This is a genomic window from Plantactinospora sp. CA-294935 (assembly GCF_050936445.1).
GTDB lineage: Bacteria > Actinomycetota > Actinomycetes > Mycobacteriales > Micromonosporaceae > Plantactinospora.
This window is the reverse complement of sequence record NZ_JBNJMU010000001.1, coordinates 9,428,748-9,444,924: the sequence shown is the minus strand read 5'-3', so window position 1 is coordinate 9,444,924 and position 16,177 is coordinate 9,428,748. Positions and strand designations below refer to the sequence as shown.

Sequence of the window (16,177 nt, the reverse complement as noted above, 5' to 3'; positions counted from 1 at the left end):
CAGGGGGTGTAACCCGCCACACGTGGCCGGATCCGGCCAACCGCCGTGTCTTCCGGCGGAGCGGCTGGCGGAGTTAACCTGCCTGAAACGATTCAGGCAGGAGGCCCGGGTGAGCCAGCCCAGCGCCGAGCACACCACCGATCCAGCTCCCGGGCTGTCCCGCCGAGGGTTGCTCGGCACCGGAGGTGCCCTCGCCCTCGGTGCCACCGCCACCGCGTCCGGAGCCAGCCTCGTCGGCACCGCCGCCTCGGCGGCCGGCAAGCCGACCGGAACCCTGGCCCCGACCGGACTGCTCACCTCCCTGCTGGACGATCCACTGGGGATCGCCGCCGCGCACCCCCGGCTGAGCTGGATCGTGCCGGCACTCGGCCGGGCGCCCCGGCAGTACGCCTACCAGGTGCAGGTCGCGTACACCACGACCGAACTGTCCCGCCGGGGCGGGGTGGTCTGGGACAGCGGCCGGACCGTCTCGGCCGACTCCACCGCCGTGCCGTACGCCGGGCCCCCGCTGCGACCCGGCTCGGTCTACCACTGGCGGGTGCGTACCTGGGCGGGTCCAGGGCGGGTCTCGCACTGGTCCGCGCCGCAGCGGGTCGTCACCGCCGCCGGGGACACCTGGATGGCCGAGCCGATCTGGGCGCCGGACGGCACCGTCCGGCTCGGCGACGGCAGCTTCGAGGTGTCGGTCACCATCACCTCGGTCGCCGCCAGCCTCTGGTTCCGGGCCCAGAACACCGCCAACAACTACCTCTGGCAGCTCCGGGCCGGCACCCCGGGGGTGCTGCGTACGCACGTGCAGCGCAACGGCAGCTACACCGTGCTGGCGGACCGGCCGCTCACCGCGCCGGTACCGGTGGGTACCCCGGTGCGGCTGCGGGTCGAACTCGCCGGCCCGACGATCCGGACCTACCTCGACGACGTGCTGGTCGACACCACTGTGGACGGAACGTACGCGGCCGGGAGCATCGGGTTCCGCAACGGGAGTACCGAATCCCAGCGGTTCCACTCCGCCAGCTTCACCGACCCGACCGGTGCGGTCCTGGTCGACGAGGACTTCTCGACCGGAGCGGGGGTGTTCGGCCCGACGGGCACGGTCGCCGGCGGTGACCTGGTGGTCGACCGGGGCCAGTCGGTACTGGCGACGCTGGGCGAGAGCAACGACTGGGCGCTGCTGCGTACCGAGGTGGTGCTGCCGGGCAGGCGGATCGCCGCCGGCTACGTCTACGCGACGGGCCAGTCGCCCGAGCCCACCCGGCAGTACGTCTACCAGCTCCGGGTCAACGACGAGATCGTCGGGGTGGGCCCGGTCCGGGCGATGGCCGGCGAGGCCCGCTACGCCACCCACGACGTCACCGACCTGCTGCGGCCCGGCCGCAACGCGCTCGCCGCGCTCTGCTACTCCACCCAGGAACGCGGCTTCCTCGCCCAGCTCGTCGTGGTCTACACCGACGGCACCCGGCAGGTCTTCGGCACCGGCGACGGCTGGCGGGCCCGCCGGGCCGGGGCGTGGCGGCCACCGGCCGGCCACACCGGCGGCGGCTTCTACCAGGCGCCGCAGGAGTATCTGGACGCCCGTCGCGAGCCGGTCGGCTGGACGCGCGCCGGGTTCGACGACTCCGGATGGCAGCCGGCGGTCGCCGCCCCGCTGACCCGGCCGCTGGCACCGGCCTGGGTCGGCAACATGGAATACCGCTACCTGCGGCCGGTCGCGGTACACCGGCTCGAACCGGGCCGTTGGCTCTTCGACCTGGGGCGGGAGGTGGTCGGCGGACTCCGGCTCTCGGTGCGCGGGGTCGACGGGCAGACCGTCGAGGTCCGGCTCGGCGAGGAGCGCACCGAGACCGGCGCCCGGTACAACCTGCGGGCCGGGCAGACCTATCGCGAGGTCTGGACCCTGCGGGACGGCTGGCAGCGGCTGGAACACTGGGGATACCGGGGATTCCGCTGGATAGAGCTGGTCGCCGACCCGGCACTGGAGCTGTCCCGGGCGGTCGAGGCGGCGGTGCTGAAGCTGCCCTGGCGGGACGGGGACGCGGCGTTCTCCAGTTCCGATCCCGATCTGGACCGGGTCTGGGCGATGTGCCGGTACTCGATCGAGGCGACCCGGCAGGACCTCTACCAGGACACCCCGACCCGGGAACGCGGCCCGTACGAGGGTGACGCCATCATCAACCAGCTCTCCGAGTACGCCACCCAGCGGTCGTACGCGCTGGCCCGGTACTCCACCTCCTATCTGGTCCGGCGGCCGACCTGGCCGGCCGAGTACCGGTTGCAGACCGTACTCACCGCCTGGCAGGACTATCTGGCCACCGGTGACCCGTCGAACCTGGCCGCCGACTACGACCACTTCGTCGACCGGCAGCTCGACGAGGCGCTCAACGCCAGCGGCCTGGTGGAGAAGAACCCGGGCAGCTCCAGCCAGGCCAACGCCGACCTGGTCGACTGGCCGGCGAGCAACCGCGACGGGTACGTCTTCACCCGGGTCAACACCGTGATCAACGCCTGGCAGTACGCCGCCTTCGAGGCGCTGTCCCGGATCGCCGGGGTGCTCGACCGCCCCGCCGACCAGCGGCGGTACGCCGAACTGGCTGCCCGGCTGCGCGCCGCGCTGAACGCCCAACTGCTCGACCCGGTCGCCGGTGCCTACCGGGACGGGGTCGGCACCGACCACCGGGCCCAGCACGCCACGGCGTTTCCGCTGGCCCTCGGGGTGGCGGAGGAGCCGCACGTCCGGGCCCTGGGGGAGGGGCTGGCGGCCGGCGGGATGCGGGTCAGCGTCTACGGTGCGCAGTTCCTGCTGGAGGCGCTCTACCGGGCCGGCCTGGCCGACGCCGCGCATGCGCTGCTGACCAGCCGTGCGCAGTCCTCCTGGCTGCACATGATGGACGACCTCGGCGCCACCGTCGTGATGGAGGCGTGGGACCCGTCGATCAAGCCGAACACCACGTTCTCGCACGCCTGGGGCTCCGCGCCGGCCAACATCGTGCCCCGGTTCGTCGCCGGGGTCCGTCCACTCGCCCCCGGTGCCCGGGAGGTGCTGGTCGCCCCGCAACCCGGCCCGCTGCGCTGGCTGCGCGCGACCGTCCCGACGGTACGTGGCCCGGTCCAGGTGCGGCTCGACCGGGGGTCCGGGTCACCCCTGGCCGGCACGCGGCACTCGACCGGCACGCCGCTGCTGTCCGTCACGCTGCCGCCGAACGTCACCGGGCGGATCGAACTCGACCTCGCCCGGTTCGGCGTCTCCGAGGCCCGGAAGGTGCGGGTGCGCTCCGACGGACGGGCGCCGGAGCGTGCGGTGGTCGCCGGCCGGCTCGTGCTGACCGGGGTCGAGCCGGGCACGACCGTGCTCAGTTGGCCGGGCCGGCACTGACCATTTCCACCTGGACAGCGCGGCGCGTTCGCCCCGTCTCTCTGCTACGGCGTCGGCCAGCCGTCCCGGCAGAAACCGTCCACCGCAAAGAGGAGCGCCACATGTCACGACGCCGACGATCCGCCCGGCTGAGGACCGCCCTGGTCGTCACCGCCGTACTCGTGCCGGGGAGTGTGCTCGCCGGAGCCCCACCGGCGCTGGCGACCCGGGGACACGCGCCGGGCACGCCCAGCGGCCTGACCGTCGACGACCGGGCACGGCCGTTGAACGTCGAGGGCACGCCCCGGTTCGGTTGGCTGCCCCGGGACAACGACCCGGGCGAGACCCAGACCGCGTACCGGTTGACGGTCTCGGCGGCCGACGGTGACCTGCTCTGGGACTCCGGCAAGGTCCGCTCCGCACAGCAGTCCTACGTCCCGTACGGTGGCCCGGCGCTGGCGGCCGGTGCCGCATATCGCTGGACGGTGCGGACCTGGGACCGGACCGGGCGCAGCTCGCCGGCCGGCAGCGGCAGCTTCGAGACCGGCATCTCCGACGCCCAGTGGGAGGGTGCGAACTGGATCCGCCGGGTCACCGGGGACGCCGACGACTACACGCTCGCCCGCACCGAGGTCCCGATCGGGCGCGGCCGGGTGGTCCGGGCCCGCGCCTACACCGCCGCCGACCACACCTACGAGCTCTACCTCAACGGACGGCGGGCCGACCGGGGCACCTCGTTCGGCTACCCGGGTGAGGACTACTACCAGGCCGCCGACGTCACCGACCTGGTCCGGGCCGGCAAGCCGCTCGCGATCGGGGTCCGCTACCACTGGTACGGCAGCGGCCAGGGCCGCCCCGCCGGGGCACCCGGACTGCTGCTGAAGCTGGTCGTCGAGCACGCCGACGGCACCCGGCAGGTGATCGTCACCGACGGGTCGTGGCGGGTGGCCCGGGACAGCTTCTTCCCGGCCGGCTCCGCCCGGCGCAACGGCGAGGGGGACCGGATCGAGCGGCAGGACGCCCGCGCCGAGATCGTCGGCTGGACCGCGCCCGGTTACGACGACTCCGCCGCGCCCTGGGCGCCGGCCGTGGTCGTCGGGGCGCACCCGACGGCGGAGTACCCGCGGCTGATCGGCCAGGAGGCCCGGCTCGCCGAGCGGACCGTCAAGCCGGTGGCGCTGACCACCGCCGCCGACGGCACGGTGGTCGCGGACTTCGGCGTGGTCGTCCCGGCCCGTCCGGCGGTACGGTTCGACGCCGGGGTCGCCGGCCGGACCGTGCCGATCCGGGCCGGTTACAACCTGAACCCGACCACCGGCCGGGTGGAGACCTCCACCCTGCTCTCCCAGGGCACCGACATGAGCTTCCCCTACGTCCAGAAGGACGGGAGGCAGGAGTTCCGGGCCTTCACCCACCTCGGCTTCCGCTATCTCGAGATCCCGGACGCGGGCGAGCGGATCGACCGGGACGACGTCTCGGCGGTGCTGGTGCACACCGACACGCCGGCCGGCCGGGAGGGTAGCTTCCGCAGCTCCGACCGCACCCTGAACGAGGTGTGGGAGATGCTGAAGCGGTCGGCGATCTATTCGGTGCAGGAGGCGTTCGTCGACACCCCGACCCGGGAGAAGGGCCAGTTCCTCGGCGACGCGGCCGACATCTCGTACGCCACCATGGGCGCCTTCGGCGAGCGGGACGCCACCCAGCAGGCGATCCGGGAGTTCCTCTACTCCGCCACGCGCTTCTGGAACACCGGCAACGACCTGGGCCGCTACAACGCGGTCTATCCGAACGGCGACGGCAAGCGGGACATCCCCGACTACTCGCTGATGTTCGTTGACTGGGTCTGGCGCTACTACTCCGAGACCGGGGACGCGGGCCTGCTCGCCGAGGCGTACCCGTCGATCCGGAACACCGCCGACTACGTGCTCCGGCACATCCCGGCCGACGGTCCGACCGCCGGCCTGGTCACCCGGCTCTCCGGCGGCAGCGGCGCCTACCAGTACGGGATCGTCGACTGGCCGGAGCCGGGCCGGTTCGGCTACGACATGAGCGCCGCCGCCCGGACCACCATCAACGCCCAGGGCGTGGACGTGCTGCGTACCGCCGGGTGGATGGCCGAGGCGCTGGGCCGGCCGGCCGAGGAGGCGGCCGGTTACCACGCCCGGGCCGACGCGCTGGTCGACGCGATGAACGCCAAGCTGCGCCGCCCCGACGGCGTCTACGTCGACGGCCTCGCCGACACCGGCCAGCAGAGCGCGCACGCCGGCCAGCACAGCACCTCGTACGCGATCGCGCACGGGGTGGCGCCGGAGGCCGACCGTCCGGCGCTGGCCGCCCACCTGGCGTCGATGGGGATGAAGCAGGGACCGATGACGGCGCACTGGCTGCTGGCCGCGCTCGGCGAGGCGGGCCGGGCGGACGCCGTACTCGACCTGCTGACCAACCCGGACGACCTGGGCTGGGCGAACATCCTCGCCCAGGGCGGCACCTTCACCTGGGAGGCCTGGACCCTCGACCCGGGGACCAACTTCAGCCAGTCGCACGGCTGGGGTGCCCAGGCCGTGGTCGACGTCCAGGAGACCCTGCTCGGAGTGCGTACCGCGAGTCCGGGCGCCGGGCGGGTCGAGATCGCGCCTCCGGCGACCGGCCTGGCGTACGCCGCCGGCACCGTGCACACCCAGCGCGGTCCGGTGGCCGTGGACTGGCGCCGCACCGGTGCCGGGCTGCGGGTCGAGCTGGAGGTACCGGTCAACGTGACGGCCCGGGTGGCGCTGCCGGTGGTGCCCGGCAGGTCGTACCGGGCGGCCGGGCCGAGCCGGGCGACCTTCGTCGGCATCGAGGACGGCCGGGCCGTCTTCGAGGTCGGCTCCGGCCGCTCCGTCTTCCAACCGGCCGGCCGTTCGCACTGACGTCGTTCACCGCCGTGGTCCGGCCCCGCCCAGGTCGGGCCGGGCCACGGCCGGGGTCAGCACGCGAGGCCCGGCCGACGGGTCGACCTCCGGTGACGGGACCGGCTCCGGCACACCGGGCGGGAACGGCAGGTCTGCGAGGCCGGCGGCACGCCTGCGCAGGCGTACCTCGCGTCGGTCCCGACGGTGCAACCCGGCGCGGACGTGGTCCGACGTCGGGATCATGGCCTCGGGGGCCGGTGGGTGGCCAGCCACCCGGTCGCGAAGTCGACCAGGTGGCGCTGCGGGATCAGGCGCGCGGTGGCGCTGCCGACCGCGCCGATCTGCGCGGCGCCGGTCGCCTCGTAGTCCGCACCGAGCCGGGTGAAGTCACTCTCGTCGGTGAGTACGTCGATCCAGGTGGTCCAGCGACTGCTCCCGTCGGCCTGCCGGACGGACGAGCCGGTGGGCCCGCGCGGCGGCGACTGCTGCCGGTACTCCGCCAGATGCAGTGACGTGTTCGAGTCGTGCCCGCAGCCCAGCAGCAGCACCTTGCCGTCGAGCCGGTAGATGGCACCGAGCGGAGAGTTCTCGCCGAGCGCGTCGTCGAGTCGGTGGTCCCGCACGATGTCCAGCGCCCGGGTGCCCAGCGCGGCGAAGGAGACCTGTGGGTGGTGGCTGCGCAGCGCCCCGGGCCAGGTGCGGAGTGCCTCGGCGACCACTCCCATCCACCGGCTCGGGGTGCGTGCCGGGTCGAAGCCGGGGGTCTGGTCACGGATTGTCTGCCACCAGGTCTGCGGGACGGGCGGGTGCCGCCAGGCGGCCGGATCGGTGTTGTCGGGAGTGTGGGTCGGTACGACCAGGGTGCCGCCGCCGCCGAGCACGTCCAGCAGCGCTTGGACGATCGCCTGGGTGCCGCCGGCGACGAATCCGATGCTCCGCTTCGCGCAGTGCAGCAGTACCACGTCGCCTGCGGTCAGACCGAGCGCGCGCAGGTCCGCCGCGAGGGAGTCGCTGGTGTGCGGCGTCGGCTGGTCCATCCGGCCGAGCATAGGGCGCCGACCCCGGACCGACCACGTGTCCTCGGCACACCGTCCGAGACGTTCGGCCCGGACCGGTTCGGAAACGCCTCGACATCAACCTTGATTGAGGTCATAAGGTCATGACATGAGCGTGATCCGGGGGGACCGAAAGACCTTCTACCAGCTACTGGTCAACACCCTGCTGGTGTCGGTCATCAACTTCACCGTGTGGTTCGCGATCACCTTCTACGTCTACCTCCAGACGCGGTCGGTCTTCGCCACCGGGGTGATCTCCGGGATCTTCCTGGTGCTGACGGCGTTGACCGGCATCTGGTTCGGCAGCCTCGTCGACCACCACTCGAAGAAGACGGTGATGCAGGCGTCCGCGCTGGTGTCGCTGGTGCTGTACGCGTTGGCCTTCGCCGTCTACCAGGTGACCCCGAAGGAGTCGTTCACGGATCCGACCGGCATCCCGCTGTGGGTGATGGTCGTCCTGCTGATGTTCGGGGTCATCGCCGGCAACGTCCGGACCATCGCGTTGCCGACCCTGGTGACCGTGCTCATCGAGGAGGAGACCCGGGACCGGGCCAACGGGCTGGTCGGCACCGTGTCGGGGGTCACCTTCCTGGTGACGTCGGTGATCAGCGGCATCCTGGTGGCGATCGGCGGGATGCTCTGGGTGCTGGTCCTGGCGCTGGGGGTGCTGGCGGTCGCCCTGCTGCACCTGGCCCTGGTGCCGGTGCCGGACCGCCCGGCGGCACCGGCCGGCACCGTCGGGGCCGTGCCGACGGGTGAGTCGCCGCTGACCGGTGAGCCGTCGCTGGCCACCGCTGCGCCGGTCGCGACGGATCCGGCGGTCGCGGCGAAGCGCAGGGTGGACCTGCGCGGCACCATCCGGGTGGTCGGTGAGGTGCCGGGGCTGACCGCGCTGATCCTCTTCTCGGCGTTCAACAACTTCCTGGGCGGCGTCTTCATGGCGCTGATGGACGCGTACGGGCTGTCGCTGGTGTCGGTGCAGACCTGGGGACTGCTCTGGGGACTGTTGAGCACCGGCTTCATCGTCGGCGGGCTGCTCATCGCCCGTACCGGTCTGAGCAGGAACCCCGTCCGGCTGCTGCTGCTCGTCAACCTGCTGCTCTGGACGGTCACCCTGCTCTTCCCGCTCCGCTCGTCGATCGTGCTGCTCACCGTCGGGCTGTACGTCTACATGCTGGTCGTGCCGTACGCGGAGGCCGCCGAGCAGACGGTGCTACAGAAGGTGGTGCCGTACGAGCGGCAGGGCCGGGTCTTCGGCTTCGCGCAGAGCGTCGAGCAGGCCGCCTCGCCGCTGACCGCGTTCCTGATCTCGCCGATCGCGCAGTTCGTCTTCATCCCGTTCATGACGGACGGGGCGGGTGCCCGGACGATCGGCGGCTGGTTCGGTACGGGCGCCGATCGCGGGCTCGCCCTGGTGTTCGTGCTGACCGGCATCGTCGGCCTGATCGCCACGGTGCTGGCCCTGCGCAGCCGGCCGTACCGCCGACTGAGCCGGCGGTTCAGGGCGGGGTCGGAGCGCGGGCCGGAGCCGAACGAGCCGGAGCTGAGCCCCTCCGGCGTCACCCGGTAGCGCGGACCACCAATCCGGCGGCTGTCCGACGCGACTCCTCGGACTCCCCGCCGTCAGCCGGCGGCCACCGCGTGGCAGGCGCCGTAGCCGTCGGCCCGGGCGACGATCCGGCCGGCTTCGACGCGTACCGCGCTCTCGGTGGCGTCGCTGCACGCGGCGACTCCGGCGGCGGCGGCGAGTGCGCCCGATTCGTCGTGCACGACCTGGAGCCGGGGCCAGGCCGCCGCCGGCACCGCCGCGCGGAGGCAGCCGCGTAGCTCGGTCACGGTGAGCCGGGCCAGCGGGCCGAGTTCGCCGGGGTCGCCGGTGACCAGCACGGCCGTCACCTCCGCTCCCTCGGGAGCGGCCCGGCGCGCCTCCTCGACGGCGATCAGGCGGTGCAGGCCGAGGATCGCGACCACGCCGTCCCCGGTCAACCGTGCCGGCTCGTCGCGCAGGGCGTCGGTCCCGGCCGGCGGGGCCCACGGTTGGTCCGCCGGACGGGCGGGGGAGACGTACGGCAGGTGCGGTGGCGCCCATTCGTCGTCGAGGTCCAGTTCGGCGAGCTGCTCGCAGGCCCGGACGACCGCGAACTCCTCGCCGAATCCGGGTGCGGCGGCGGCGAGCTGACCGGCGCCGTGCAGGGTGGTCAGCGCGGCCTCGGCCGCCCGGACCATCCGGGCCGGAGCCGGCCTCGGCCCGAGTCGTTCCAGTGCCAGGCCGAGCACGATCGCGCTCAGCCCGGTCAGTTGGGCGAACGGAACGCTGGTCCGTTCGTCGGCCAGGATCTCGGGGACGAGGTCGCGGCCGAGCCGGGACGCGCTGTGCCGGTCCTCGGTGGCCAGCGGTAGCCGGGCCAGCCAGGCGCGCGCGAAGTCGCCGAGCGCGGCGCCGGCCGTCCGGGCGGTCGGCGGGTACTCCGGTGCGCCCGCCGCCTCGGCGGCCTCGGCCAGTACGGCGAAGTAGAGGGCGCGCTTGCCGGGGAAGTTGGAGTAGACGGCGCCCCGGGTCAGGTCGGCCCGCTCGGCGATCTGATCGATCTTGGCGTCCCGGAAGCCGCGCTCGGTGAACTCGTCGCGCGCGGCGGCCAGCACCTTGGCGCGGTTGTGCTCCTGCATCTCGATCCTGTTGCGCCGGACCATCGTCCCCTCATCCGTTCCGCCTCGTCGCCCGACCGTTGCCCACCGGGCGTGGGTAGGATACCGTCGCCATCCAGATGATAAGAACATCTGAAGTAAACATCTGAATTGAGGAGTGCGGCATGGCAGAGATCCCGGAGATCAGGCTCGCCGACCCGGCCACCCTGGCCGACCCGTTAGCGGCGTACGCGCAGGCCCGGGAGCGTGGCCCGCTCGCCCGGCTGGTGACGCCCGGGTTCGGCACCATGTGGGCGGTCACCCGGTACGCGGAGGTGAAGGCGATGCTCACCGATCCCCGGTTCGCGCTGAACGCCTCCACCTACCAGCGCCTCGACGTCCCCGAGCACTGCCGCAGATACCTGCGGACCATGCAGGAGATGGAGGGGGAGGAGCACGCCCGGCTGCGCCGGCTGGTCTCGCCCGCCTTCACCGCGCGCCGGGCCGCCGAGTTCCGGCCGAGGATCGTCCCCCTCGTCGACAACCTGCTCGACGAACTGGTCGAGCGGGCCGAGGACGGCGTGGTCGACCTGCTGCCCGGGTTCGCAGGGCCGCTGCCGATGGACGTGATCTGCGAACTGGTCGGCATCCCGGCGGCCGACCGGGGCCGGTGGCGGGAGTACGGCGCCGCGGTCGCCGCCGGGCACGGTCCGGCGTTCGTCGCCGCCGTGCCGGCGATCATGCGCGACGCGGCGAACGCCGTCGTCGGGCGTACCGGCGGGTCCGGTGTCGACCTGCTCGCCGAGTTGGTCGGCATCCACGCCGAGGACTCCGACCGGCTCAGCGAGACCGAGCTGGTCACCCTGGTCTGGCATCTCGTGCTCGCCGGACAGACCCCGACCAACGTGATAGCCAACGCCGCCGAGGCGCTGCTCCGGCATCCCGACCAGCTCGCGGCGCTCCGCGTCGACCAGGGCCTGCTGCCCGGAGCGGTCGAGGAGCTGACCCGCTGGTGCGGCCCGCAACTGCTGAGCCTGCCCCGCTACGCCCGGGAGGACGTCGAGATCGCCGGTGTGCCGATCGGCAAGGGCGAGCCGGTCACCGCGATGCTGGCCGGCGCCAACCGGGACCCTCGGGCGTTCGCCGAGCCGGACCGGCTCGACCTGCGTCGCCCCGCCGGCCGGCCCGGACACCTGGGGTACGGGCACGGGCCGCACTTCTGCCTCGGTGCGGCACTCGCCCGGGTGCAGATCGAGGTCGCGCTCGGCGCGCTGCTGCGCCGATTCCCGGGACTCGCGCTGGTCGAGGGCGGGGCCCGCCGGGTGCCCGATCCCGGGACCTGGCGGCTGACCGAGCTGCGGGTGGCGCTGCGCCCCTAGCGGCCCGGTAACGCCGGTGTGGGCGGGGAAGGCTGGCCGGATGTGGCCACCGCCAGCCATTGAGTCCGGCCGGGGCGGCTGGTCAGGATCGTCTCAGTGTCCGTCCATTGAGACGTCTCGTCAGCCGTGCGGGAGTGGGGAGTCGGCGATGTTGCTCACCAGGTTGCCCCGGTCGGGATTGTCGGTGGTGCTCGCGCTGCTGCTGGCGCTGCCGGTGGCGGCGGTCGCCGGGCCGGCGCCGGCCGCCGCGAGGACCTCGGGCCCGGAGGTGACGGTGGCCGGCCTGACCACCGAGCGGGCGACGGATCCGATCGGAGTCGACGTCGAGCGGCCCCGGCTGGGCTGGACGATCGACTCCAGCCGGCGTGGTGTGGTCCAGCAGGCGTACCAGGTGCGGGTGGCCAGCGCTGCGAGCCGGCTCGACCGGCCCGACGTCTGGGACAGCGGCCGGGTAACCTCCCGGAACAGCACCCTTGTCCCGTACGCCGGGCCGGCGCCGCAACCGCGTACCCGGTACGCCTGGCAGGTGCGGATCTGGGACGAGACCGGCCGTGCCTCCGGCTGGAGCGAGCCGGCGTACTGGGAGACCGGGGTCGGCGGGCCGGACGGCTGGCAGGGCGACTGGATCGGGCTGGCACCGCCGACCGAGTCCTGGGTGGACTACACCGTGCAGACGACCGTGCGGGTGGAACGGGACGCGGCCGGGATCTTCTTCCGGGCCAGCGGGGCGGGTAACGCGTACATGTGGCAGTTCTCCACCACCAACGGCCAGGCGAAGCTGCGTCCGCACGTCCGGGTGAACGGGGCGTGGACGGTGCTCAAGGAGGTGTCGCTGGCCGCGGTCGTACCCCCGGAGAAGCTGACCGCGCCGCACACGCTGCGGATCGCCGCGGCGGGTGACACCTTCACCACCTGGGTCGACGGGGTGCAGGTCGACGTCACCCGGCACGCCGCGCACCGGTCCGGTTCGGTCGGGCTGCGCACCTCCACCCAGGAGTCGGCGGTCTTCGCCGACTTCTCGGTGACCAGCGGCGACCGGACCCTCTACGCCGCACCGCTGACCGACGGCGAGAACCCGTTCGGCGCCGGTACGCCGACCGCCGGCGGCCTGCGGGTCAGCGGCGACACCGAGACGATGCTCGCCGCGCTGGACGCGAACCCGCTGCTGCGGCGCGGCTTCCGGGTGACCGGGGAGGTGACCCGGGCCAGGGTCTACGCCAGCGGGCTCGGCGTGTACGAGCTGTCGCTGAACGGCGAACGGGTCGGCGACCACGAGCTGGCCCCCGGCTGGACCGACTACGCCAAGCGGGTGCAGTACCAGAGCTACGACGTGACCGGCCAGCTCCGGTCCGGCGACAACGCGTTCGGGGCGATGCTCGGCGACGGCTGGTACTCCGGCAGCATCGCCTGGTTCGGCACCGACAACTACGGTCCCCGCCCCCTGCTCAGCGCCGCGCTGGTGATCGACTACGCGGACGGGCGCACCGAGACGGTCCGCACCGACGGTTCGTGGCGGGCCACCCCGGGGCCGTTCCTGCTGACCGACCTGATCCACGGCGAGACCTACGACGCCCGGCGGTTGCCGGCCGGCTGGGACCGGCCCGGCTTCGACGACTCCGGCTGGTCGGCGGCGACGGTGGGCGGCGACGGCGGGGCGACCGGCCGGCTGGTCGCCCAGGTCGACCCGCCGGTCCGGGTGACCCAGGAACTGAAGGCGTCGGCGCTGACCCAGCCCACCCCGGGCACCTGGATCTTCGACCTCGGGCAGAACATGGTGGGCAAGGTCCGGCTCAAGGTGGCCGGCCCGGCCGGCACGACGGTACGGATCCGGCACGCCGAGGTGCTCAACCCGGACGGTACAGCGTACACGGCGAACCTGCGGACCGCCCGGGCCACCGACCTCTACCGGCTGCGCGGCGGCGGCCCGGAGGTGTACGAGCCGACCTTCACCTTCCACGGCTTCCGCTACGTCGAGCTGACCGGCTTCCCCGGCACTCCCGACCTGGGCACCGTGACCGGCCTGGTGATGCACACCGACGGCGAGCTGACCAGCACGTTCTCCACCTCGAACCCGATGCTGAACCAGTTGCACAGCAACATCACCTGGGGGCAGCGCGGCAACTTCCTCTCCATCCCGACCGACACCCCGGCCCGGGACGAGCGGCTCGGCTGGACCGGCGACATCAACGTCTTCGCCGAGACCGCGACCTTCAACATGGACAGCCTGACCTTCCTGACCAAGTGGCTGGCCGACCTGCGGGATGCCCAGTCGGCGAACGGCGCGTATCCGGACGTGGCGCCCCGGGCCTGCTGCGGCGACGGGGCCACCGGCTGGGCCGACGCCGGCATCACCGTCCCGCACACGCTCTGGCAGCGCTACGGCGACACCCGGGTGATCGAGGAGCACTACGACTCGATGGTCCGCTACGCGGCCTGGCTGGAGAGCACCAGTTCGGGACACCGGCGCACCAACGCCGGCCCGTACCTGGACTGGCTGAACCTGGACGACCCGACCCCGGCCGGGGTGATCGGCACCGCGTACTACGCGTACAGCATCCGGCTGCTCGGCGAGATGGCCGGCGCGATCGGCCGGACCGCCGACGCGCAACGGTACGCCGCGCTGTCGGAGCGGATCGCCGCGGCGTTCACCTCGGCGTACGTCGGCGCCGACGGCACCGTGCAGGGCGACAGCCAGACCGGGTACGTGCTGGCGATCGGCATGGACCTGCTGCCCGACGCGCTGCGCGGCAGGGCCGCCGACCGGCTGGTCGCCAACCTGGAACGGCACGACTGGCACCTGGCCACCGGTTTCCTCGGCACCCCGGACCTGTTGCCGGCGCTGGCCGACACCGGCCACCTCGACGTGGCCTACCGGCTGCTGCTCAACGACACCTACCCGTCCTGGGGCTACGAGATCGGCAAGGGCGCCACCACGATCTGGGAACGGTGGAACTCGATCATGCCGGACGGCAGCTTCGGCGATGTCTCGATGAACTCCTTCAACCACTACGCCTACGGCGCGGTGGGGGACTGGATGTATCGCACCGTCGCCGGCATCCAGCCGGACCCGGCGCAGCCGGGCTACGCGCACATGACCATCGCACCGCGACCCGGCGGCGACATCCGGTCGGCGAAGGCGTCGTACCGGTCGATCTACGGGACCGTCGGCACCGACTGGCAACTCGACGACGGGCAGCTCCGGCTGGCGGTCACCGTGCCCGGCAACACCACCGCCACGGTACGGGTCCCGGCGGCCAGCCGGCACGCGGTCACCGAGGGCGGCCGGCCGGCGGACCGGGCCGAGGGCGTACGGTTCGTCCGGCGCGACGGCGGCGACGCGGTCTTCGAGATCGGCTCCGGCAGGTACGCCTTCGCGGTCGACCGGGTACTCGGCGACCTGGGCGAGGCGGCCGACGCGGTCGCCGCGGCGGCAACCGTCGCCGACCAGGTCGCCGGTGAACTGCGCTGGCCGCTGGCGATCCAGGTGCGGCTCCGGCTCGCCCGGTTGACCGTGGAGGCGGCGGCCGCCCGGTTGGCGTACCGGTACGGCGAGGGTGACGCCCGGGCCACCGCCACCGCCGTACACCGGGCCCTGGCGACCGGGTCCGATCTGGAGCGCTGGCTGGAGACCCAGGTGCGGGCCGGGCGGATGTCGAGGGCGGTCGCGGACCGGTTCGCCGCCCCGCTGACCCGGCTCGACCAGCGGTTCTCCGCCGCCTCGTCGGCCCTGGTCGGCGCGGTGGCCCGGCTCGACCTGCCGGCCGGGGAGGTGCTGCCCGGTGGGGTGGTCCGGGCGGCGGTGGTGCTGGAGAACCGCGGGGACGCCACGCTCGGCGGGGTGGAATCCACCCTGGACGGTGGCGACGGCGTGACGGTACGCCCGGTCGGCGCCCGGCCGGGCAGCGTCCCGCCGGGCCGGACGGTGCGGCACGAGTACGAGCTGCGGGTCCCGGCCGGCCAGGCGGTCGGCACGGTATCGATGACCGGATCGGCGGGCTACCGCTACCGGTCCGGCACCGCGACGCTGCCGCTGGGGGGCTCGCTGCCGGTGGCGCCGGCCGTCATCGTCGTCTCGACCACCGCCGAGCCGGCCTCGGTGGCGCCCGGCGGCACCGCCACCCTGCACACCGTGCTGCGCAACCGCTCCACCGTCGCGGTGCCGGGCGAGCTGACCGGCACCGCCCCGGACGGCTGGCGGGTCGAGCCCGGCAGTCGGCCGTTCACCCTGGCCCCGGGTGCCGAGGTCACGTTGGCGGGCGCCGTCACCGCGCCGCTGGCGGTGACCGAGGGCGCGGCCGGGATCACCGTCGCCACCGGGCCGACCGAGGCGGAACGCCGGACGGTCGACCTGTCGGTCCGGTTCGAAAACCCGCCGGGCACGGTGCTCGACCACGTCGATCTCGGCGCGGTAGCGTCCGAGCAGGCGCACCGGCTGGTCGCCTCGGAGCACTCCGGTACCAACGTGGAGGCCGGGCTGACCCGCCGCTACACCGACGTCACCCGGCCGGGCGGCTGGTTCGAGTTCGACCTCGCCGTCGAGCCGGGACGGCCGTTCCTGCTCCGGGCCGTGGAGACGTACGACAACCCGCAGTTGAAGGACTACGACGTACTGGTCGACGGGGTGCCGGTGCACGCGCGGGCGTACCAGCGTACGGCCGGTGGGGTCGGCACGGTGGGCTACCAGTTCGTGGTGGACCGGCCGGAGTCGACCGCCGACGGTGTGGTCCGGGTGCGGTTCCAGGACACCGGCGAGGGTTACGACCCGTCGATCGCCGACGTCTGGGCGATGCCGCTGCCGGTTCCGCCGCCGGCTTCCCCGGCGGGTCGCTGAGGCGGCCGGCCTGCGGTGGTGACGGTGGAGAGGTCCGGCCGGCCGGG

7 protein-coding genes are annotated in these 16,177 nt (G+C 73.4%); 5 read left to right on the top strand and 2 right to left on the bottom strand.

The window, feature by feature from the left end:
* Positions 1 to 109 precede the first annotated feature (109 nt).
* Both ACQEVC_RS40940 and ACQEVC_RS40935 read left to right on the top strand, forming a co-directional pair.
* The gene (locus ACQEVC_RS40940) at positions 110 to 3,370 is read left to right on the top strand and encodes a family 78 glycoside hydrolase catalytic domain (protein ID WP_432889157.1); all 3,261 of its coding nucleotides are present in this window, start codon (positions 110 to 112) and stop codon (positions 3,368 to 3,370) included.
* Between the two features lie 101 nt (positions 3,371 to 3,471).
* A complete protein-coding gene (locus ACQEVC_RS40935) occupies positions 3,472 to 6,258 on the top strand; it encodes a family 78 glycoside hydrolase catalytic domain (RefSeq protein ID WP_432889155.1) in 2,787 nt (928 codons plus the stop codon).
* 221 nt (positions 6,259 to 6,479) lie between these two features.
* Here the strand turns inward: ACQEVC_RS40935 and ACQEVC_RS40930 are convergent, their stop codons facing one another.
* Complete coding sequence (locus tag ACQEVC_RS40930) at positions 6,480 to 7,277, bottom strand: aminoglycoside N(3)-acetyltransferase (protein WP_432889153.1); 798 nt, start codon at positions 7,275 to 7,277, stop codon at positions 6,480 to 6,482.
* Positions 7,278 to 7,404: 127 nt separating this feature from the next.
* On the opposite strand from ACQEVC_RS40930, the gene ACQEVC_RS40925 reads away from it, so the two are divergent.
* Positions 7,405 to 8,865 carry an MFS transporter gene (locus ACQEVC_RS40925; RefSeq protein ID WP_432889151.1) on the top strand — a complete coding sequence of 487 codons (1,461 nt, stop codon included), beginning with the start codon at positions 7,405 to 7,407 and terminating at the stop codon, positions 8,863 to 8,865.
* Between the two features lie 53 nt (positions 8,866 to 8,918).
* Here ACQEVC_RS40925 and ACQEVC_RS40920 read toward each other — a convergent pair whose 3' ends face one another.
* Positions 8,919 to 9,986, bottom strand: a complete 1,068-nt coding sequence (locus tag ACQEVC_RS40920; RefSeq protein WP_432889149.1) for a TetR/AcrR family transcriptional regulator — start codon at positions 9,984 to 9,986, stop codon at positions 8,919 to 8,921.
* A 119-nt stretch (positions 9,987 to 10,105) separates the two neighbouring features.
* On the opposite strand from ACQEVC_RS40920, the gene ACQEVC_RS40915 reads away from it, so the two are divergent.
* Both ACQEVC_RS40915 and ACQEVC_RS40910 read left to right on the top strand, forming a co-directional pair.
* A complete protein-coding gene (locus tag ACQEVC_RS40915) occupies positions 10,106 to 11,299 on the top strand; it encodes a cytochrome P450 (RefSeq protein WP_432889147.1) in 1,194 nt (397 codons plus the stop codon).
* 148 nt (positions 11,300 to 11,447) lie between these two features.
* Entirely contained in the window at positions 11,448 to 16,130 is a 4,683-nt protein-coding gene (locus ACQEVC_RS40910; protein WP_432889145.1) for a family 78 glycoside hydrolase catalytic domain, read from the top strand.
* Positions 16,131 to 16,177: the final 47 nt, after the last annotated feature.

Bases quoted from the DNA above. Each gene is read 5' to 3' on its own strand.
- ACQEVC_RS40920 (WP_432889149.1), bottom strand. From the start codon at position 9,986: ATGGTCCGGCGCAACAGGATCGAGATGCAGGAGCACAACCGCGCCAAG.
- ACQEVC_RS40915 (WP_432889147.1), top strand. From the start codon at position 10,106: ATGGCAGAGATCCCGGAGATCAGGCTCGCCGACCCGGCCACCCTGGCC.
- ACQEVC_RS40925 (WP_432889151.1), top strand. From the start codon at position 7,405: ATGAGCGTGATCCGGGGGGACCGAAAGACCTTCTACCAGCTACTGGTC.
- ACQEVC_RS40910 (WP_432889145.1), top strand. From the start codon at position 11,448: ATGTTGCTCACCAGGTTGCCCCGGTCGGGATTGTCGGTGGTGCTCGCG.
- ACQEVC_RS40930 (WP_432889153.1), bottom strand. From the start codon at position 7,277: ATGGACCAGCCGACGCCGCACACCAGCGACTCCCTCGCGGCGGACCTG.
- ACQEVC_RS40935 (WP_432889155.1), top strand. From the start codon at position 3,472: ATGTCACGACGCCGACGATCCGCCCGGCTGAGGACCGCCCTGGTCGTC.